Annotated in this window: 16 protein-coding genes; 7 read left to right on the top strand and 9 right to left on the bottom strand. The window is 68.5% G+C overall.

The genetic code is table 11. From position 1 onward, the window contains the following. Positions 1–158 precede the first annotated feature (158 nt). The gene (gene pdxY / locus CCO03_RS01445; protein ID WP_087276282.1) at positions 159–1043 is read right to left on the bottom strand and encodes a pyridoxal kinase PdxY; all 885 of its coding nucleotides are present in this window, start codon (positions 1041–1043) and stop codon (positions 159–161) included. A gap of 209 nt (positions 1044–1252) precedes the next feature. Here pdxY and CCO03_RS01450 point away from each other — a divergent pair, with 209 nt between their 5' ends. The 3 genes from CCO03_RS01450 to CCO03_RS01460 all read left to right on the top strand — a co-directional run bounded on the left by CCO03_RS01450 (position 1253) and on the right by CCO03_RS01460 (position 5258). Then, positions 1253–2392 carry an IPTL-CTERM sorting domain-containing protein gene (locus CCO03_RS01450; protein ID WP_157667435.1) on the top strand — a complete coding sequence of 380 codons (1140 nt, stop codon included), beginning with the start codon at positions 1253–1255 and terminating at the stop codon, positions 2390–2392. Positions 2393–3149: 757 nt separating this feature from the next. Continuing rightward, entirely contained in the window at positions 3150–4139 is a 990-nt protein-coding gene (locus CCO03_RS01455; RefSeq protein WP_087283937.1) for a quinone oxidoreductase family protein, read from the top strand. A gap of 111 nt (positions 4140–4250) precedes the next feature. Further along, positions 4251–5258, top strand: a complete 1008-nt coding sequence (locus CCO03_RS01460) for a Bug family tripartite tricarboxylate transporter substrate binding protein (RefSeq protein WP_157667436.1) — start codon at positions 4251–4253, stop codon at positions 5256–5258. 540 nt (positions 5259–5798) lie between these two features. On the opposite strand, the gene CCO03_RS01465 is transcribed toward CCO03_RS01460, so the two are convergent. Next, complete coding sequence (locus CCO03_RS01465; RefSeq protein ID WP_087276291.1) at positions 5799–7169, bottom strand: MFS transporter; 1371 nt, start codon at positions 7167–7169, stop codon at positions 5799–5801. Positions 7170–7571: 402 nt separating this feature from the next. On the opposite strand from CCO03_RS01465, the gene CCO03_RS01470 reads away from it, so the two are divergent. From CCO03_RS01470 to CCO03_RS01485, 4 genes are all read left to right on the top strand, one after another. Continuing rightward, positions 7572–7772, top strand: coding sequence for a hypothetical protein (locus CCO03_RS01470; protein ID WP_087276294.1), 201 nt, complete (start codon positions 7572–7574; stop codon positions 7770–7772). After that, positions 7769–8371, top strand: coding sequence for an SCO family protein (locus CCO03_RS01475; RefSeq protein ID WP_087276296.1), 603 nt, complete (start codon positions 7769–7771; stop codon positions 8369–8371). Before CCO03_RS01470 ends, CCO03_RS01475 begins: the two co-directional genes overlap by 4 nt. A gap of 30 nt (positions 8372–8401) precedes the next feature. Then, on the top strand, positions 8402–8863 hold the full coding sequence (locus CCO03_RS01480) for a copper chaperone PCu(A)C (protein ID WP_087276300.1): 462 nt from the start codon (positions 8402–8404) through the stop codon (positions 8861–8863). Positions 8864–9018: 155 nt separating this feature from the next. Next, the gene (locus CCO03_RS01485) at positions 9019–10935 is read left to right on the top strand and encodes a choice-of-anchor I family protein (protein ID WP_087283940.1); all 1917 of its coding nucleotides are present in this window, start codon (positions 9019–9021) and stop codon (positions 10933–10935) included. Positions 10936–11320: 385 nt separating this feature from the next. Here the strand turns inward: CCO03_RS01485 and CCO03_RS01490 are convergent, their stop codons facing one another. The 7 genes from CCO03_RS01490 to gatA all read right to left on the bottom strand — a co-directional run bounded on the left by CCO03_RS01490 (position 11321) and on the right by gatA (position 19333). Further along, positions 11321–11983 carry a hypothetical protein gene (locus CCO03_RS01490; protein ID WP_157667437.1) on the bottom strand — a complete coding sequence of 221 codons (663 nt, stop codon included), beginning with the start codon at positions 11981–11983 and terminating at the stop codon, positions 11321–11323. Positions 11984–12305: 322 nt separating this feature from the next. After that, the gene (locus CCO03_RS01495; protein WP_087283943.1) at positions 12306–13754 is read right to left on the bottom strand and encodes an NAD(P)/FAD-dependent oxidoreductase; all 1449 of its coding nucleotides are present in this window, start codon (positions 13752–13754) and stop codon (positions 12306–12308) included. Positions 13755–14109: 355 nt separating this feature from the next. Continuing rightward, positions 14110–14799 carry a hypothetical protein gene (locus tag CCO03_RS01500; RefSeq protein ID WP_087276307.1) on the bottom strand — a complete coding sequence of 230 codons (690 nt, stop codon included), beginning with the start codon at positions 14797–14799 and terminating at the stop codon, positions 14110–14112. Positions 14800–14873: 74 nt separating this feature from the next. Further along, a complete protein-coding gene (locus CCO03_RS01505; RefSeq protein ID WP_087276310.1) occupies positions 14874–15608 on the bottom strand; it encodes a TIR domain-containing protein in 735 nt (244 codons plus the stop codon). A gap of 178 nt (positions 15609–15786) precedes the next feature. Beyond that, a complete protein-coding gene (gatB, locus tag CCO03_RS01510; protein ID WP_087276312.1) occupies positions 15787–17286 on the bottom strand; it encodes an Asp-tRNA(Asn)/Glu-tRNA(Gln) amidotransferase subunit GatB in 1500 nt (499 codons plus the stop codon). Between the two features lie 49 nt (positions 17287–17335). Then, entirely contained in the window at positions 17336–17830 is a 495-nt protein-coding gene (locus CCO03_RS01515) for a hypothetical protein (protein ID WP_087276315.1), read from the bottom strand. Between the two features lie 39 nt (positions 17831–17869). After that, positions 17870–19333 (bottom strand): Asp-tRNA(Asn)/Glu-tRNA(Gln) amidotransferase subunit GatA, encoded by a 1464-nt coding sequence (gene gatA / locus CCO03_RS01520; RefSeq protein ID WP_087276318.1) that lies wholly within the window; start codon positions 19331–19333, stop codon positions 17870–17872. Positions 19334–19457 lie beyond the last annotated feature (124 nt).

A 19457-nucleotide genomic window follows, 5' to 3' on the forward strand; every position in this document is an offset into this window, starting at 1 on the left:
GTACTTGCCGGGGACATGGCGATGCGCAGACCGAGACCTTCAGCTGGGGTGCGGTAAGCCTCCGAAATGGTGTGGGCGGCAGTATGGGTTGATTGCCGTTCTTGTTTGATCGGCAATGGGTTCATACTCTCTTTGAAAATTGCCTGAGATCGCCCGTTTCACCGCACCCGGCGCACCGCGAAATGCTGGCCCGGGTTCACGTAGGCCTCCTGGGCCTGCACCAGCTGCAACTCGCGCTGGCCCGATTGCTGCGTGCGCAGCAGCAGCTCGTAGACGCTTGCCGTGGTGCGGGCCAGCGCATCGGCCGCGGCGCCCGGCTGGCCAAAGCGAGGGCTGTAGTGGGCGGTGAACAGCGCCGCCGTCACGTCGCCCGAGCCATTGGCCTTGAAGGGCAGCTGCGGCGTCTGCACGATCCAGGCGCCCTGGGCGTCGATGGCCAGCATCTCCAGCGTGCCGGGTTCGCGGTCGGGCCGCTCCACGCTGGTGACCAGCACCGCTCGCGGTCCCCGCTGGCCAGTCTCTGGGGCGCCGGCCATCACCGCATCGGCGGCCGACAACGTGGTCTCCAGGGTGTCGGCCGTCACGCCTGCCAGAAAGCCCAGCTCGAACTGGTTGGGCGTGATGAGGTCGGCTGCCGGCACCACGCGCTCGCGCAACAGGGTGGGAATGGCCGGGTTCACGAAGCAGCCGGATCGGGCATTGCCCATGACCGGGTCGCAGGTGTAGGTCGCGGCCGGGTTCAGCGCCTTGACCCGGGCCACCGCGGCCAGGATCACGTCCGCGATGTCGGCGCCGCCCTGATAACCGCTCAGCACCACGTCCACCTGCGCCAACGCGCCGCGCGCCGCCATGGCCTCGACGATGGCCGCCACCTCGGTCGCCGCAATCGCCGAGCCGCCCCAGGCGCCGTAGCCCGTGTGGTTCGAGAAATTGACCGTGTACACCGGCCACACCTCGTGGCCCAGGCGCTGCAGGGGAAACACGGCCGCCGAGTTGCCCACATGGCCGTAGGAAACGTGGGATTGGATGGAGAGGATGTTCACGCCGGGATTGTCGCGCGATGCGGCGCGCGGCTCAGGTCCGCCGCCATCGCCCCATGGGCGACAGGGACGGGCTGGCGGTTGACCCGGCGGGCGTTGGCTCCGGCTGCTGGGGCCACAAGCGCGACAAGGCGCCCGGCTCAGGTGCTTGTGGGTGCGCACGCTCAATGCAACAATTTGTATTACAAATAAACGAGTTGAAAGGGTTCTCCATGCGCGTGCGTTTCTTGAGCGGTTGCCTGGGCCTGCTGGCCTGGATGGGCACCCAAGCGGTCTGCGCCGCGCCCACGCTGTATGCGGTGAACCCGTTCGGCAACGCCGGTGATGCCCCCGGCACCTTTGGGCTGTATGCGCTCCATCCGGCGGACGGGTCGGTCATGGCGTCCCACACCATCACCGTGCCCAGCCGCACCATCATCGGCGCCAACGGCTTGACCATGGACCCCGGCACGCACGTGGCCTACGCCATCGTGCGGGCGCAGGGCGTGAGCGGGCGCCTGCTGGTTACGCTGGACCTGAGCACGGGCGTGGGGACCGAGGTCGGCAACCTGGGCGACAACTTCTCGTCCATCGCCTTCCGCGCGGATGGGCAGCTGCTGGGCGTGACGGGCGACGGCGCCACGGTACCCGAGACGCTCTACACCATCGACAAGGCCACGGCGACGACGGCCCTGGCCGTTCCCCTGGGCAACGGCGCGGATGGCGAGGTCATCGCCTACAACCCGCTGACGGACGAGCTGCACCACTTCTCGGGCAATGGCACGGCCATCCACGAGCGCTTTCCGGCCACGGCGCCCTACACGCCCATCACCCCGGTGTCGACCGGCAGCCGCGAGGTCTTCGGCGCCGTGTGGGATCCGAGCCAGAACCGCTTTTACGTGACCGACATCGCCTCGGAACTGCGCACGATGGCGGTGGACGGGACGCAAGGGCCCTTGCTGGGCGTCATGGTGAACGACCTGCGCGGGCTGATCCTGCAGCTGGACCAGACCCTGGCCTTCACCCCGACCCCCACTGCCGTGGCTGGCATGGCGCCGGTCGGCCTGGTGGCCACGGCGGGGCCGTCCACCCAGCCGGTGGTTTTTTCAACGCCCAGCGCCAGCACCATCTGCACCGTCAGCGGCAGCCAGGTGACCTACGTGGGCCCCGGCACCTGCACGCTGGTGGCCGAACAGGCCGGCGACGCCTCGTACGCGGCCGCGCCGGCCGTCAGCGTGGACGTGCTGGTCACGGCTGCGCCCCCCGCCAGCGTGAGCGCCCAACCCGTGCCCACGCTGGGCACCTGGGCCTTGGGTTCCCTGGCGGGCCTGCTCGGCGTGTTCGGCTTGCGCCGCCAGCGCACCGGCGCCTGAGCGCGTGCGACCGACCGCGTGGGCCCGACGCGGCCGGCAACACGGCGGGGCGGCGCTGGAACGTCAGCTGCCCGATGGCCGCCGATGGCGCCGAACGGCAGCACCCTCACTGACCCGTGGTGCGGGATGCGAGAGAGAGGATGTATCAGATGGCTGTCGTTTGACTGGAAACGGGAGTGGCTGGATACCCCATCGCATTCTGCGCGATGCGTCGATGCACGACGTGGACGGCTGCGCCGAACCCGTCCGCCCTCTACAGCCGGGCTTGGCGTTCACGTCGTGATCGGCGTTGCCCAAGGCGCGCCATCCATGGGTCGCGACCAAGCCTCTCGGCCAGCGGGGCAGCACGGCATACCAGCACAGTGCACCAGGCCTGCTCGGGTGGCTGGAGCGGAGCCCTGTCGCGCTGGCACCGTCTCGCGTACCGGTGTGCGAGCGGTCGGGCCGCCGGGGCTGCAGGCAACAGCGCGGGCATGCCGCCTTCTGGCACCCGGCACCTCGGGGCGCCATGCACGGTCGTGGGCGCGGCCATCGGGCAGGCTTCTGTCGATCGCGGTGGTCTGTGGCGCCGTCGCCTGCCGGGGCGCCGCAGTGGCGCTGGGCCCGGGCATCGTCCGTGGCGTGTCACCGCGTTCTTGCTTCGCCACGACCTCCCTCGCTATCATGGTTCGATGCTTGATTTGGTGAATTAAATTTCAACCATTGAAATTTAATTGCCAATCAATTTAATCGCCCGATCTTTCCTTTGGAGCCCTCCATGCCTGCGTCCACCCCCCACGCCATCGTGCTGCGCGAATTTGGCGACCCCGCGGTGCTGCGCGCCGAGCCCATCGCGCTGGCGCCGCCCGGCCCGGGTGAGGTGCGCGTGCGCCACACCGCGATTGGCGTCAACTTCCACGACGTGTACGTGCGTTCGGGTCTGTACAAGACCCTGGCATTGCCCGGCATTCCGGGGCTGGAGGCCGCGGGCGTGATCGAGGCGCTGGGCGAGGGCGTGACCGACCTGCAGGTGGGGCAGCGCGTGGCCTGGCTGACGCGCGCGTACGGCGGCTACGCCAGCCACCGCAACCTGCCCGCCGAACTGGCCCTGCCCTTGCCCGACGGGGTGAGCGAACGCACGGCCGCGTCCAGCCTGCTGAAGGCCTTGACGGCCTACGACCTCACGCACCAGGTGCACGCCCTGCGGGCCGGCGACTGGGTGCTGAACCATGCCTCGGCCGGCGGCGTCGGCCAGCTGGTGGCGCAGTACGGTCGCCACCTGGGGGCGACCGTGATCGGCACCGTGGGCAGCGCGGCCAAGGCCGAGATCGCCCGCGCGTGCGGCTGCGACCACGTCATCCTCTACCGCGACGAAGACTTCGTGGCCCGCGTGCAGGCCCTCACCGCCGGGCGCGGCGTGGACGTCGCCTACGACGCCGTGGGCCAGACCACCTTCATGGGCTCGTTGGCCAGCCTGGCGCAGCGCGGCCACCTGGTGAACTACGGCCAGTCGTCGGGCCCGGTGCCGCCGTTCGAGGTGTCGGCCCTCATGCCCAAATCGGTGTCGCTGACGCGGCCCAGCGTGTTCTCGGCCTACCGCAACCCGGCCGAGTTGCGCACGCTGGCCACCCGCGTGTTCGCGGACTTTGCCGCCGGCGTGCTGCGCGCCGATGCGCCGCAGACCTTCGCCCTGGCCGAGGCTGGCCGCGCACACGAGGCGCTGGCGTCGCGCGACCGCACGCAGGCCTTGGTCTTGATTCCCGATTAGCAGTATGCATGGTATGGCGTTGTTCAAAAAACGCCAGCCATGGTATACCCCGTGAGGATTTTCGGCAGGTGGTGGTTGCAGCCTGCGCCACCCACCGTGCAGGAGACCCGCATGCCCATGTCCCGCCTGGCCGCCCGCTTCCGGGCCGCCGCCTTCCGCTTGACCTCGCTGGCCCTGGCCGGCGCCCTCACCGGGGCCGCCGGCACCGCCTGGGCCCAGGAGGGCGCCTACCCGAGCAAGCCCATCCGCCTGGTCATCCCGTTTGCCCCGGGCGGCGTGACCGACCTGGTGGGCCGCGCCATGGCGCAAAGCCTGACGCAGCACCTGGGCCAGCCCGTGGTGCCCGAGAACCGCGCCGGCGCCAGCGGCGTGCCCGGGGCCGAGATCGTCGCCAAGGCCGCGCCCGATGGCTACACGCTGATGGTGTCCAACATCTCCATCAACTCGGTCAACGCCGCGGCCTTTGCCCGCTTGCCTTACCACCCGCAGAACAGCTTCACGCTGATCTCGCAGGTGTCGCAGCAGCCGCTGCTGGTCACGGTCAACCCGCAGGTGCCGGTCAAGACCCTGCCCGAGCTGGTTGCGCTGGCCAAGGCGCAGCCGGGCAGCCTGAACTTCGGGTCGGCCGGCACCTCGCTGCAGCTGGCCAGCGAGGCCTTCAACCAGGCCGCCGGCCTGCGCATGACACACGTGCCCTACAAAGGCAGCGGCCCCGCCATGACCGACCTGGTGGCCGGCCACATCCAGGTGCTGTTCGACGCCACCTCGTCGCTGGGCCCGTTCGTGAAGGACGGCCGGGTGCGCGCCCTGGCCATCACGGCGGCCAAGCGCTCGCCCCAGTTTCCCGACGTGCCCACGCTGGTCGAGCTGGGCTACCCCAGCATCGAGGTCAACTCGTGGCAGGGGCTGGCCGGGCCCGCGGGCCTGCCCCCGGCCGTGGTGGCCCGGCTGGGCGCCGCCATGAAGCAGGTTGCCGACGACCCCCAGGTCAAGGCCCAGTTCGACCGCCTGGGCATCGAGGCCGTGCACACCAGCCCTGAGGCCTTCCGGCGCTTCGCGGCCGCCGAAACCGCACGCTGGCAAAGCGTGGCCCAGAAGGCCGGCCTCAAGCCCGAGTGATCGGGGTGCTGGGCGGGTGACGGCGCGACCCAGATGCCGTGCTCGGGCATCGGCCAGGTCATGATCGACCACATGCCATGGTCGCGTCTGGTGTGGCGGACCCGCTGCTTCCCCCAAGGGCTCGTCCGCCGCGTCATGCCGAACGTGGCGTCGCCAGGCCTGCGCCGGGTGCGGGGTCACGCGGCGCGCCGTGATGGCTGGGCTGCTGCGCAGTTGCAGCGTCCGCAAGAACAGTTGGAGAGTATGTGTTCATGGTCGTCATACATGAAAAGACTTTGCATGGATACTGCTGAAGTGGCCTGCGCCAAACCGAAAACGATGCGGATCGGCGGGGATTCCCTCTGTGGTGTTCGGCGGCCGCTGGCGCTGCAGCGTTGGCGCCGCTCCCTCACGGGTCATCACCGCCCAGCGCGGCCAATGGCGCTGTGTGGCCGTTGATGCGGCGAGCTGGGGTTGGGCATGCAGGACTCAGCCACGGTGCCCTCCACGCGGTCCGGGCAGTTTGACGGGCGCTGCCCGGTGGCCGCAGCGCTCGGTCCCTCAGCGCGCCTCGATCTGCGGGCTGGCGAGGGTGGCCGCGGCGGTCTGCCGGGTCATCACGCGCTGCAGGCCCGCCAGCGCCAGCAGGCCGAGCACGCTCAGGCCGGCGGTCAGCCACAGCGCCTGGCCGCCCCAACTGGCCAGCGCCAGCCCAAACCACCAGGGCGTGAAGGCCTGCGTGATGCGCGCCGGCGCCAGCAGCCAGCCTTGCAGCTGGCCATAGCCCTTGGGGCCGAAGATCGCCAGTGGCAAGGCCCCGCGCGCGATGGTCAGCAAGCCATTGCCCACGCCATGCACCAGGCCGAACACCAGGGCCGCGGGCGGGCCCAGCAGCAGCAGGCACAGCGCGCCCACCGGGTGCAGGCCCGTCGCCAGCCAGGTGCTCAGCATGGGGCTGCGGTTGCCCATGAAGCGCAGCTCGACGATGCGCGCGGCCACCTGCGTGGGCCCCACCAGCATGCTCACCCACAGCGCGGTGCCGGCGCTCACGCCGCTCGCCATCAGCACGCCCGGCAGCTGCGAGGCCATGGCCGTGGCCACGATGCCCAGCGCCGCGAACAGGAACGCCAGCAGCAGCACGCGCGGATCGTTCAGGCGCACGCCCATGCCGTTGGCCGGCGCGCCTGCGGGCGCGGTGGTGACGGTGCCGGGGGCATGCGGGGCGGCCTGAGGCGCCGCGGTGGGCACCGCAAGGGGCGAGGCTGTGGTCGCAGGGCTGAGCGTCGCGCTGGGCGTGGTGCTTGGCGTGGCGCCGATTCCCCCCGGCTGCCCGGCCGGGCTGGTCAGCGCCGGCGCCTCCTGGCGTTCGGGCGGCAGGGACAGGTACAGCGGCAGGCAGACCAGCAGGTTGATCGCGGCCCACACCACGCAGGCCCAGCGCCAGCCCAGGTGCGCCTCCAGAAACGTGGACAGCGGCCAGCTCACCGTGCCCGTGAAGCCGCCGATCAGCGTGATGCCCGTGATCGCGCCGCGCGCGCTGGCGCCATACAGCCGCACCACGGTGGCGAAGGCGGCCTCGTACAGCCCCATGGCCGAGCCGATGCCGATGCCCACCCAGGCCAGGATCAGCGTCCACCGCCCCTGGGCCAGGGCCAGCATCAGCAGGCTGACGGCAAAGATCACGCTGGTGGCCGCCATGAAGGGGCGACCGCCGCGCTGGTCGATGGCGCGGCCGAACCACGGGCCCAGCACTGCCGTCACCAGCAGCGACATGGAAAACGCCGCGAACACGAACGAGGCCGTCACGCCCAGGTCGGCCGCCATCGGCGTGGCCAGGATGGCCGGCAGGTAGTAGGTCGAGCCCCAGGCAAAGGTCTGCGCAATGCCCAGCGTGATGACGATGCGCCGGCGCTCGCGGTCGGCGGCCGTCATGGGGTCGTCCGGGCCAGGACGGGGGCGGATGGCCGGCCGGGCCAGGCCGGGCGGTGAAAGGGGTGAAGCAAGGCGGACGACATGCGGGCAAGGACAAAGCGCCGTGGGCGGCACGACCGCATGTTGCCTGCGCATCGCGCCCCGGCCTGCTGCACACGCGTCAGCGCCCGGCAGCGCACCGCGCCGGCCGGCGGCAAAACCCGCATCGGTCGGCTGGCGTTCGGCCCGTGCGTGGCGGGCGTGGCAGGGCGCACGGACAATATGTCCTATTGCCCAACCGTTGCCGCGTTGGTCAAACTACCCCGCAGTTTGCAATCTGCCGGCAGCCTTGGCCGGCACTGGGGTGCACGCCCTGAGCCGCGCGCGCTCACGGCCTGCCCCAGCACCCCCTTGGAGCCTCACATGCCCGCTTGGATGACGCGATGGCGCAGCATTCTGGGAGCCTTGATCGTCTTCACCGTGCTTGCCCTCACCCTGGGAGCGCTGGGTGCGAAGCTGATTCTGCGCGACCACCACGACAGCGTCTCGACCCTGCACTGGGTCGAGATCTGCACCGACGCCGGCACCCGCTTGGTGCTCATGGACTTGGGGGTGCCGCGATGACGCGCCTGCCCGCACCCCTGACCACCCGCCGCAGCTGCCTGGGCTGGTTGGCCCTGGCCGCGCTGGCCGGCTGCGCCGACAAGGCGCCCAGCTTTCGCGGCATCGACGTGACCGGCGCCGGCTACGGCAAAGCCCTCAGCCTCAAGGACCCCGACGGCCGTACGCGCACGCTGGCCGACTTTCAGGGGAAGGCCGTGCTGCTGTTCTTCGGCTTCACCCAGTGCCCCGATGTGTGCCCCACCGCGCTGCTGCGCGCCGCCGAGGTGCGCCGCCTGCTGGGCGCCGATGGCGACCGCCTGCAGGTGCTGTTCGTCACGCTCGACCCCGAGCGCGACACCCCGCAGGTGCTGCGCGAATACACCGGCGCCTTCGACCCCGGCTTTCTGGGCCTCGCCGGCGACCTGGCCGAGACCGAGCAGATCGCCAAAGAGTTCCGCGTCTACTTCAAGAAGGTGCCCACCCAGTCGTCGTACACCATCGACCACTCGGCCTTCACCTACCTGTTCGACCCCGCCGGCCAGCTGCGCGTGCTGCTCAAGCACGAGCAGACGGCGCAGGATTACGCCGCCGACGTGCGCACCGTGCTGTCGCGCGCCTGAACGCTTCCACCCTTTCCCCAGGACCTCCTCATGACCCTCAGCTCCCTCGTCCCCGCGCTGCTCGTGGCCCTCTCGGCCGGCCTGGCCCATGCCGAAGTCACCGTGACCGACCCCTGGGTGCGCGGCACCGTGCCGGGGCAGCAGGCCTCTGGCGCCTTCATGACCCTGGTCAGCAGCACCGGCGGCAAGCTGCTCGCCGTCAGCTCGCCAGTGGCCAGCCAGGCCGAGGTGCACGAGATGGCCATGGCCGATGGCGTCATGAAGATGCGCCAGATGCCCCACCTCGACCTGCCGGCCAACAAGCCGGTCGAGCTCAAGTCCGGCGGCTACCACATCATGCTGATGGGCCTGAAAGCGCCGCTGACGGCAGACACCCGCGTGCCGCTGACGCTGACCGTGGAAGAAGCCGGCCAGCGCAAGACGGTGGAGGTCTCGGCGCCGGTGCGCGCCCTGGGCGCAGCGCCGCAAGGGCACGGCGGGCACAAGCACTGAGCCTGCGGCTCGTGGGATGCTGCCGCGGACAGGCCGGCTTGCGCTCAAGCCGGGCGGGCGTCTGACCGGCTGCAGGCTGAAGAGGGGCTGGCATGTCATGGCGGTGTCATGCGGCTGTCAAAGAATGGGCATTTTTGCAACACGCGATGCTCACCATGACACGTTTTGGCCGCACGGTGCCCCTGCTGGGCTTGAGTCTCTTGTCCGCTGCCGTGCTCAGCGCCTGTGGCGGTGGCGGCGACGATGACGACTCGACGTCTCCACCCCCGGTGACCACGCCGGTCAGCGTCAGCCTCGAGAAGGTCGGCAGCTACGAATCGGGCGTGTTCCTGAAGAGCGCTGCTGAAATCCCCGCGTTTGATGCCGCCTCCAAGCGCGGCTTCGTCGTCAATGCCCAGAAGGGCGCGCTCGACGTGCTGGACATGAGCCAGCCGGCCGCGCCCAGGCTGATTGGCCAAATCGACGCGACGGCCGTACGCGCGGGCGCCTCGGTCAACAGCGTGGCCGTGCAGGGCGGCTTGGTGGCCGTCGCCGTGCAGGACGCTGTGAAGACCAACCCCGGCCTGGTGGCGATCTACCGCGCTGCCGACCTCAGCCTGGTGGGCCAGGTGGCCGTGGGCGCCTTGCCCGACATGCTGACCTTCACGCCCGACGGCAAGACCCTGCTGGTTGCCAACGAAGGCGAGCCCAGCGACGACTACCAGATCGACCCTGAAGGCTCGATCAGCGTCATCGACGTGAGCGACCCCGCCAAACCTGTGGCCCGCGTGGCCGACTTCTCGGCCTTCAACGGCCAGAACGCCAGCCTGCTGGCGCAGGGCGTGCGCATCTTCGGCCCCGGCGCCAGCGTGGCGCAAGACCTGGAGCCCGAGTACATCGCCGTGGCGCCCGACGGCAAGACCGCCTGGGCCAGCCTGCAGGAGAACAACGCGCTGGCCGAGATCGACATCGTCACGGCCCGCGTCAAGCGCATCGTGCCGCTGGGCTACAAGGACCATGGCCTGGCCGAGAACGCCCTCGACTTCGCCGACAACGATGGCGAGAACCCCGCCATCCACATCACCACCGCGCCCGGCCTGTACGGCATGTACCAGCCCGACGCCATTGCCGCCTACCAGGCCGGCGACGGCAACACCTACATCGTCAGCGCCAACGAAGGCGATGCCCGCGCCTGGGGCGAGGGCACGCCCGCCTACTTTGGCGATGGCGCGGGCGGCGTCGGCGACCCCAGCAAGGGCTTTGTCGAAGAATGGCGCATCAAGCACCTGGTGCACAAAGACGGCTTCCTGCGTCGCGCCGATGACGACCTGCCCGCCCACCTGGCGGGCCTGGCCAAGGGCGCCTTGCTCAATCCCAGCGTGTTCGCGTGGTGCGGCGCCGTGGCGGGCAACCCGGGCGACTGCCGGGCCGATGACCAACTGGGTCGCCTGAAAGTGACCTGGACCCTGGGCTACCAAACCCACGCCGACGGCAGCCCCCGCCTGTTCAACCAGGACGGTGTGGCCGATCCCGCTGGCGACCGCCTGATGTACGACCGGCTCTACACCTACGGCGGCCGCTCCATCAGCATCTGGGACGCCAACGGCCAGCAGGTCTGGGATTCGGGCTCGGCCATCGAGTCCTTCCTGGCCAGCGCTGACTGCAAACTGGGCGCTGCCCGCAACGTGCCTTGCGCCGACCACTTCAACACCGGGCACGATGAAACCGCCCAGCTCGACGCCCGCAGCAGCGCCAAAGGCCCCGAGCCCGAAGGCCTGACCGTGGGCCGCCTGGGCGACAAAACCTTGGCCTTCATTGGCCTGGAGCGCATGGGTGGCGTGCTGGTCTACGACATCACCAACCCGCGCGCCCCCATGCGCATGGACTACCTGAACACCCGCGAGAACTGGACGCAGGCCTTCAGCGAAGACGAAGCGCCCGATGCCGCCGCCCTGAGCCGGCTGGGCGACCTGGGCCCCGAAGGCCTGCATTTCATCGCCCCCAAAGATTCGCCCACGGGCGAGCCCCTGCTGATGGTGGGCAACGAGGTGAGCGGCACCACGGCGGTGTACCGGCTGAAGCTGACGTACTGAGGTCGCACACCGGCCGCCGAAGGCCTGAACATCCCGCCCAGGCATCAGCGCGCCAGGTTCCGCGACCTGCTGGACGCCCGCCGCGCCGGTTCAGGCGCACCACGCACGGCACCTGCCGTGCCGTCGTGCGCCTCAACGGGTTGAACCGGCCTCAAGCCGATGGTGGAGAAGGGCCGCGGCATGGGCCGCATGTTGCTTGAGCCGGCACATGCGCCCTCTGGCCAACCGCCCATCCGCACGGGGCATGGGTGGCTCATGTGACATGAATATTGTCAGTATCAGGTGCTTCTCGTTCATCATCAAACGGAAAATGCATGATACTGCCATCAGCTGGGGTTGGCCGTGCGGGTCGAACGCTGAGGCGGCATCCACGCCGCAGCCAGGCTCACTCGGGCAGCAAGCGGCCAGACCGGCACTGCGGGTGCTTCACCCAATCCGTTTCGCTCGCCAGACAGTCGGACGCGCGCTCCAGCACCTCGATCTCCAGCACCGGCGCCGGCACGCCCCAGACCGTGGCCGTGCCCACCACGCGCCCCTCGATGTGCAACAGGGTGAAGGGCTGGACCAGCTGCCGCGGGTAGTGGCCCGGGCCACAGGCGACGACAGGGTGCAAGCCCCTGTCGTCACGCGGCCACTGCACCCAGCCGTCGGCATCGGTGTCACCCCAGCGCAGCGTGAAACAGTCGCGCCCCGCGTCGTCCGCTTCCACGCGGTCGACGCCGCCCCACCAGCGCACGCGCGCGCCCCGGGCCTGGGGCGCCAAGGCCTGTTCGCGCGTGAGGGGCTGGACGGCTGCGGGCGCTGCCGGCGAGGCGGGCGCCTGAGGCGCTGCGCCGCTGGTCGGCATTCCCGTTGGCGCGCCTGTCGGCAAGCCTGTCGGCGTACCTGTGCGCACACCGGGTGCGCTGGCAGGAACGGGCGCCGGCACCTGCGTGCAGGCCGCCAGCGCGGCCCCGCTCAGCGCCAGCACGGCCCAACGGCTGCGGTCAAATGCCCGGCGCGGCGGAGTGGACGTGGCGATGGGCAAAACGGGGGCGGTGGAAGACATGGCGCGGGCGAGAACCTGAACGGGTGAAGGGGGCTTGCATTCTCGCGTGGCAGTGCCACCGCCCCGCAGGGGGCCCGGCCGTCGACGGTGTGTTCCTCATCCCGGGCCGCGATGCCAAGGCGCTGCGTGCGCGGCTCAAGGCTGGGCATCACCGAGGGCTTGTCGAGCGAGCGGGCTGTGGCATCGGGTCCGCCTTGTTGCCAGCCAGGATGGTCCTGGCGCGTGCGCCACCGCGCGGCTGCTGGCGACGGTGACGCCCGCTGACGACCACGATCCCCGTCGGTGCCAGGCCATCGGCCCGGTCATCGGTGAACGTGCCGCGTCACCCGGTGCGGCCGTCGCGCGCCAGTCGCCGCAGCACGCCGTGCCCGGCCCGCACGCCGCTGGCCAGGGCGGCCGTCAGCAGGTAGCCGCCCGTGGGCGCTTCCCAGTCCAGCATTTCGCCGGCGCAAAACACATCGGGCCGGCTGCGCAGCGCCAGGTCATCGGTCAGCGCCTCGAAGCGTACGCCGCCGGCGGTGCTGATGGCCTCGGCCACCGGGCGCGGCGCGCACACGGTGATGGGCAGCGCGACCAGCGCCTGCGCCACGGCCTGCGGGTCTTTCAGCGCCTCGGGCGGCAGCCGCTCGTGCAGCAGCGCCAGGTGCACGGCCGTCAGGCCCAGCCGGCCTTTCAGGTGCGACGACAGGCTGCGCCCCCCGCGCGGGCGGGCCACCTCGGCCAGCACCTGCGCGGGCGTGCGCGTGGGCAGCAGGTTCAGGTGAAACGTGGCGTGGCCGTGGCGCGCCACCTCGTCGCGCAGCAGGCTGCTGGCGGCGTAGATCAGGCTGCCCTCCACCCCGGTGGCCGTCAGCACGAACTCGCCGCGGCGCTCGAAACGCCGGCCCCGGCTGTCGGTGAAGCTCAGCACCACGTTCTTCAGCGGCTGGCCCGCACCGCGCTCGGCCAGGTAGGGCGACCAGCCGCCGGGGGCCGGCGAGCCGGTATCTGTGGCAGTGGACGTGGCTTGCCCCGCCGCCGCGTTGGCACTGGGCCCGGCCAGGAGAGACCCGGCCGGGAAGGGCTTGGCCAGAAGAGGCCCGCCCCGGGCCGCCACGTCGAAGCCGCAATTGGCCGGCACCAGCGGCGCCACCGTCGCGCCCGCCTGCGTCAGCCACGGCACCCAGGCGCCGTCCGAGCCCAGGCGCGGCCAGCTGGCGCCGCCCAGTGCCAGCACCGTGGCCCGCGGGCGCACGGTCACCGGGCCGGTCGGGGTGTCAAAACACAGCGCGCCCGCGCCCGGCGGGCTGAAGGCGTTGCCCGCTGCGGCATCGGGGCCACCCGCCGCGACGTTGGCGCCGCCCTCGGGTGCCCAGCCCACCCAGCGGTGCCGCATGAACAAGCGCACCGGTACCGCGCCGGGTTCATCGGCTGCGCCCGACCCCGCCTGCGGCTGGCGCAGGCGCAGCAGCCAGGCGCGCAGCAGGGGCGCCGCCTTCATCTCGGTCGGAAACACCCGGCCCGAGCTGCCCACAAAGGTCTCCACCCCCAGCGCCGCCGCCCAGGCGCGCACCGCATCGGGCCCAAAATCGCGCAGCCAGCCCGCCACCGCATCGGCCGCACCCTCGTCGCCCTCGCCCTGCCGAAAGCGGCCCATGAAGGGCACCAGTGGCTCGCCATGCGTCAGGTTCAGGCCCCCGCGCCCGGCCAGCAGGAACTTGCGCCCCGCCGAGGCCGAGGCGTCGAACACCTGCACGGCCACCCCGGCGCGGGACAGCACATCGGCCGCCATGAGGCCGGCGGGGCCTGCGCCGACGATGGCGACTGCGTTGGGATCGGGTGAGGGCACGGGTCAATGCGGTGAGGCTGGACAGCGGGCGATTGTCGTGCAAGACATTGTTTGTCAGTGAGAAAGGGCTATTGGTTGGGTGTTGGCCGCATGCGCGTAACATGGCCGGCGCAGACATAACTGCTAGTGCCCACTTTGCCTCATGGAAAGCGGCTGAAGTGATTCTCGCCTGTGTCGCCAGGAAGGCCAGTCGGTGGCGTTCAGTTGGGCTTGCCGAGCGCAGCGGTAGCCTTTTGCGCGGAGAATGAAAATTATTAACTTATTGTCCCAGCTATCACATCGAATAAAAGGTTAGGTTTCACGCCAAGTGCTCGCTGGCGAAGTTCTGTACAAACAAGAGCATCATCCTCACTTGCTCCATCGAATACTCCGAGAATTCACCATGGGCGGCCTTGTTGCGAATATGAGCCCAGGAAGTGATCTGTTTTTGTACGAGCTTTGAATAGACATCAGCCTTGGCCAGTTGAGTATTCAGAGGATCGATGGTCAACGGCTTGCCAGAGTCGGCCAGGAGGGGCAGACCGCCCCGCTCAGAGAGCTTTCGTAGGCCGTCCTCGAGCACGGTGCCGATGATGACTGCAGCAGCATCCTTGTATCCTTCGTCTAGGAGGTATTCGCCCATATCCAGAAAGTCTGCAAAAACTTCAGCCTGAACAAGCGCCTTAAAATCCACGACGAGTCCTTGCTTGATGTCGTGCTGAATCGCCTTGGCCACTCCAAAAAGCTGAGTGAAATGTTCGTAGTGATTGCTGTGCAGGTTGTAAAAATTATTGTTATCGAGGGCCCTGCTATAGGACGCGAAGTGCTGACTCTTCTCGCCATATAGCTTCTGGATCAGTTGCCCAAGCCGAGTAACCCACATAGCGAGTTCGGCGAGTTCATCACCACCGATGCCCCTTGACGATGTAGATACGCTTCTATTGAGTTGTTGGCCAACCTGGACCAAGTCCTTGACTTCATTAGTGATTCGTGTGTCGAGCTTCTGCATTTTTGAAACCTAACGTTGGAGTTTGGCAGCTGCCGAAGGCAGTCCGCTAATATGACGGGTTAGCCGCCGCCAGATTATGCGGCCGCCTTCGCGATGGCAGAACCTTCAATCTTGAAGCCAGCGTGATTGAGGCGTTCGGCCAAGCGCGGGACGGTTTCCTTTACGTGATCGTTAAAACCGATGTAGAGAATGCCATCGGCATCAGAAGGCACCTGAAGGTGCCCCTTCTTCAAGATTGCCACATTCGGGCGCCCAAGCGCTGAGATGAGCATGCCCATTTCAAGTACCACGTTTTGCCGCGCACGCGGCTCCACCTTTGATTCGCCATCTCGCTTTGAGTAGCCCATGTCGTCGGGAGTCATTAAGACAATGCCGAACTTCGCTGCGTCTGTAGTCCCACCGATATGGCTTTCAAGAGCTTCGATGATGGTCATTCCGCCGCCACCTGTGTTTGCCAATACATAGGGATCTAGGCCAAGCTTGTGCAGCACAAGTTCGAGTTGCTCGCGTGCGACCGTATCGTGCCCATGCACAAGGAATACCTTGCTCTTCGGTTTCGCAGCGGCCGAGGGGGCTGGTGCCACTTGGGGCTCCGATATGGTCTCGGATCCAAGCATTTGCATCAGCTTCGCCTTGGGGGCCGCAGGGCCTTGAAAGGTGACGCGGCCTGTCGCTGTGAACCAATTGAGAATGCCGCCTTCTTTGCTTTTGAATTGCTTGCCATTTGCAATGTCAGACCACTGGCCAATGCAACCTGTGGTTGTGATCGTGCCTTGCAGCTCCTCGAATGTTCCCTTGAACTCCTGCATGCTGACTCCCGAATTTAGGTGATTTTGAGTAATTCCAATGTTGGCTGGCTCTATCGATGTAAGCTAATTATGGAATAAAGGCCAATATTTTCTCTTGGATAAGAATTTCAGCCCCTCGCAGCAGCGTTCCTATTGAGATATCTTCAGGTGAAGGATGACGGTGCTGCATAAAAGTGCTTTACTGAAGTTTTGCCTTCAACACCGCATTCACCTGCCCCGGGTTCGCCTTCCCCTTGCTCGCCTTCATCACCTGACCGACCAACGCGTTGAAGGCCTTGTCCTTGCCGGCCTTGTACTGCGCGACGTTGTCGGGGTTGGCGGCGATCACGGCGTCGATGATGGCTTCGAGGGCGCCGGTGTCGTTCATCTGCTTCAGGCCCTTGGCCTCGATGAGGGCGTCGATCTGTGCGGTGGCGGTGCCGACTTCGGCTTCACCGTCTTGCTCGCTCCACAGCGCGTCGAACACCTGCTTGCCGGCGTTGTGGCTGATGGTGCCGTCGTGGATGCGGGTGATGAGCGCGGCCAGTTGCGCGGCGGACACGGGCAGCTCGTCAAAGGCCAGCTCGTCCTGGTTCAGGCGGCGCGCGACTTCGCCCATGAGCCAGTTGGCGGCGAGCTTGGGCTGGCCGCTGGTGGTGGCCACGTCTTCGAAGTATGCGGCCATCGCCGTTGATTGGGTGACGATGGTGGCATCGTACTCCGGCAGACCATGGTCGCGGACGAAGCGCTGGGCCATGGCGCGCGGCAGCTCGGGCATGGTGGCCTTGACTTGCTCAACCCACTCGGGCGCGACGACCAGCGGTGGCAGGTCGGGGTCGGGAAAGTAGCGGTAGTCGGCCGAATCCTCTTTGGTGCGCATGGCTCGGGTTTCGCCGGTGTCGGGGTTGAAGAGCACGGTGGCCTGCTGAATGGGCAGGCCGTCTTCGAGCTGCTCGATCTGCCAGCGGATCTCGTAGTCGATGGCGATCTGCATGTTCTTGAACGAGTTCAGGTTCTTGATCTCGCGCCGCGTGCCCAGGGGGCCGCCGGGCTTGCGCACCGAGACGTTGGCGTCGCAGCGGAACGAGCCTTCCTGCATGTTGCCGTCGCAAATGCCGATCCAGGTGACGATTTTGTGCAGCTCTTTGGCGTAGGCCACGGCTTCGGCGGTCGAGCGCATGTCGGGCTCGGTGACGATTTCGAGCAGCGGCGTGCCGGCGCGGTTGAGGTCGATGCCCGACTCGCCTTCGAACTGGTCGTGCACCGATTTGCCGGCGTCTTCTTCGAGGTGGGCGCGCACCAGGCGCACGGTTTTCAGCACGGTCTGTTTGTCGGCGCCTTTGCCTTCTTCGAGGAAGAAGCTGACCTCGCCGCCCTGCACCACGGGAATCTCGAACTGCGAGATCTGGTAGCCCTTGGGCAAGTCGGGGTAGAAGTAGTTTTTGCGCGCGAAGATGCTGCGCGGCGCGATGTGCGAGCCCAGCGCCAGGCCGAGCTTGATGGCGCATTCCACCGCCGTGCGGTTCATGACGGGCAGCGTGCCGGGCAGGGCCAGGTCCACGGCGCAGGCCTGGGTGTTGGGCTCGGCGCCAAAGGCGGTGCTGGCGCGGCTGAAGATCTTGCTGTGTGTGGCCAGCTGGGTGTGCGTTTCAAAGCCGATGACGACTTCGTAGCCTTGGATGAGTTTGGCGGTGGTCATGATTCGGATGATGGGTGTGGTGCAGTATGGGGTGGTTGCCGTTTTCAAATCAACGGCGATGGCCTGATACTGGCTTTTGATCGGGGATGTCGACGCGCAGGAACAGCTGCAGCGGATCGGTGCCGCGCGAGGCCTGCACCAGCTGCGCCATGGGCTGCAGCTCGGTCAGCAGCGTGTGCAGCGCGTCGGCGGGCCACGGCTCGGGCGGGGGCGGCAGGGCGGATTTGCGCCAGCGCGCCACGGCCTGGGCGATGGCGGCGGGGTCCAGGTCGGCCAGCAGCGCGGTCAGCGCATCGGGCAGCAGCATGACCCAGGGGCCAACGGGCGCCGTGGGTTCGCTGGCCGGGATGTGGGCAAAGCCCACCTCGGTGTCGTCCATGGCGCGCGCGGCGCCGGGTGGCAGCAGCACGGCGAACAGCGCCAGCAGGTGCTGGTCGGTCAGGCCGCGCAGGTCCAGGTGCGGCCAGCCGCGCTCGGGCGGGTGCTCGAGCAGCAGGCCGCCGTGGCTGGCCTGGGCCAGCACGATGTGGGTGAGCAGGCTCATGCTGCGGGCTCCGTGGGGTTGACCTGCAGGCTCACGCAATCAGTATCCGGCTGGGCGCTGCTGGTGAAAATCGGTGACGACCTGATACTGGTGCGCCACGTTCAGCAGTTTGGCCTCTTGCAGGTGGTTGCCGATGAGCTGCAGGCCCACGGGCATGCCACCGTCGCCAAAGCCCACGGGCAGGCTCATGCCGGGCAGGCCGGCCAGCGAGGCGGGCAGGGTGTAGATGTCGGCCAGGTAGGCGGCCAGCGGGTCGGCCTTGGCGCCGGCCTGCCAGGCCACGGTGGGGGCGACGGGGCCGGCGATGACGTCGCACTGGGTGAAGGCGGCCTGGAAGTCGTCGGCGATCAGGCGGCGGATCTTTTGCGCCTGCAGGTAGTAGGCGTCGTAGTAGCCGTGGGAGAGCACGTAGGTGCCGATCATGATGCGGCGCTTGACCTCGTCGCCAAAGCCCTGGGCGCGCGACTTTTTGTACATGTCGATCAGGTCGTCGTACTGGGCGGCGCGGTGGCCAAACTTCACGCCGTCGTAGCGGCTGAGGTTGGACGAGGCCTCGGCGGGCGCGATGATGTAGTAGACCGGGATGGACAGCTCGGTGCGCGGCAGCGAGATCTCGACCAGCTGGGCGCCGAGTTGCTCGTACTGCTTGAGGGCGGCGTCGATGGCGGCGCGCACGTCGGCGGCCAGGCCGTCGCCAAAGAACTCCTTGGGCAGACCAATGCGCAGGCCATCCAGGCGCTCGTTCAGGCGGGCGCTGAAGTCTTCGGCGGGCACGTCCAGGCTGGTCGAGTCGCGGTCCAGGTCGGGGCCGGTCATGTGGCTGAGCAGCAGCGCGCAGTCTTCGGCACTGTGGGCCATGGGGCCGGCCTGGTCCAGGCTGGAGGCGAAGGCGATCATGCCGTAGCGGCTGGCGCGGCCGTAGGTGGGCTTGATGCCGGTGATGCCGCAGAAGGCGGCGGGCTGGCGGATGGAGCCGCCGGTGTCGGTGCCGGTGACGCCCAGCGCCAGACCGGCGGCCACGGCGGCGGCCGAGCCGCCCGACGAGCCGCCGGGCACGCGGCTCGCGTCCCAGGGGTTGTGCACCGGGGCGTAGGCCGAGTTCTCGTTGCCCGAGCCCATGGCGAATTCGTCGCAGTTGAGCTTGCCCAGCGTGACGGCGCCGGCCTCGGCCAGCCGCGTGACCACGGTGGCGTCGAAGGGCGATTGGTAGCCCGCCAGCATCTTGCTGGCCGCCGTGGTGGGGAAGTCGCGCGTGACGAAGATGTCCTTGTGCGCGATGGGCAGGCCGTCCAGCGGCAGGGCCTGGCCAGCGGCGATGCGCGCATCGGCTGCCTGGGCCTGGGCCAGCGTGGCCGCTTCGTTGAAGGCGAGGTAGGCGCCCAGTTCGGGGCGGGCCTGGGCGCGGGCCAGGAAGTGCTGGGCGGCTTCGGTGGCCGAGACCGCCTTGGCGCGCAGCTGGGCGGCCAGCGCGGTGAGACTCAGGGTGTGCAGATCAGCGGACATGGAATGCGTGCAAGCGGAAGCGTGGAAGGGCGCGGGTCGGCCAACGGGGGCACGGCGGGCGTGGCTGGATGGGCGGCGGCCAAGGCGACGAGGCGCAGTATGGGTGGGTTGCCGTTGTTCATGA

It is taken from the genome of Comamonas serinivorans (assembly GCF_002158865.1).
In the GTDB taxonomy this organism is placed as follows: domain Bacteria; phylum Pseudomonadota; class Gammaproteobacteria; order Burkholderiales; family Burkholderiaceae_C; genus Comamonas_E; species Comamonas_E serinivorans.

Bases quoted from the DNA above. Each gene is read 5' to 3' on its own strand.
- CCO03_RS01450 (WP_157667435.1), top strand. From the start codon at position 1,253: ATGCGCGTGCGTTTCTTGAGCGGTTGCCTGGGCCTGCTGGCCTGGATG.
- CCO03_RS01455 (WP_087283937.1), top strand. From the start codon at position 3,150: ATGCCTGCGTCCACCCCCCACGCCATCGTGCTGCGCGAATTTGGCGAC.
- CCO03_RS01460 (WP_157667436.1), top strand. From the start codon at position 4,251: ATGCCCATGTCCCGCCTGGCCGCCCGCTTCCGGGCCGCCGCCTTCCGC.
- CCO03_RS01465 (WP_087276291.1), bottom strand. From the start codon at position 7,169: ATGACGGCCGCCGACCGCGAGCGCCGGCGCATCGTCATCACGCTGGGC.
- CCO03_RS01470 (WP_087276294.1), top strand. From the start codon at position 7,572: ATGCCCGCTTGGATGACGCGATGGCGCAGCATTCTGGGAGCCTTGATC.
- CCO03_RS01475 (WP_087276296.1), top strand. From the start codon at position 7,769: ATGACGCGCCTGCCCGCACCCCTGACCACCCGCCGCAGCTGCCTGGGC.
- CCO03_RS01480 (WP_087276300.1), top strand. From the start codon at position 8,402: ATGACCCTCAGCTCCCTCGTCCCCGCGCTGCTCGTGGCCCTCTCGGCC.
- CCO03_RS01485 (WP_087283940.1), top strand. From the start codon at position 9,019: ATGACACGTTTTGGCCGCACGGTGCCCCTGCTGGGCTTGAGTCTCTTG.
- CCO03_RS01490 (WP_157667437.1), bottom strand. From the start codon at position 11,983: ATGTCTTCCACCGCCCCCGTTTTGCCCATCGCCACGTCCACTCCGCCG.
- CCO03_RS01495 (WP_087283943.1), bottom strand. From the start codon at position 13,754: ATGGCGGCCGATGTGCTGTCCCGCGCCGGGGTGGCCGTGCAGGTGTTC.
- CCO03_RS01500 (WP_087276307.1), bottom strand. From the start codon at position 14,799: ATGCAGAAGCTCGACACACGAATCACTAATGAAGTCAAGGACTTGGTC.
- CCO03_RS01505 (WP_087276310.1), bottom strand. From the start codon at position 15,608: ATGCAGGAGTTCAAGGGAACATTCGAGGAGCTGCAAGGCACGATCACA.
- gatB (WP_087276312.1), bottom strand. From the start codon at position 17,286: ATGACCACCGCCAAACTCATCCAAGGCTACGAAGTCGTCATCGGCTTT.
- CCO03_RS01515 (WP_087276315.1), bottom strand. From the start codon at position 17,830: ATGAGCCTGCTCACCCACATCGTGCTGGCCCAGGCCAGCCACGGCGGC.
- gatA (WP_087276318.1), bottom strand. From the start codon at position 19,333: ATGTCCGCTGATCTGCACACCCTGAGTCTCACCGCGCTGGCCGCCCAG.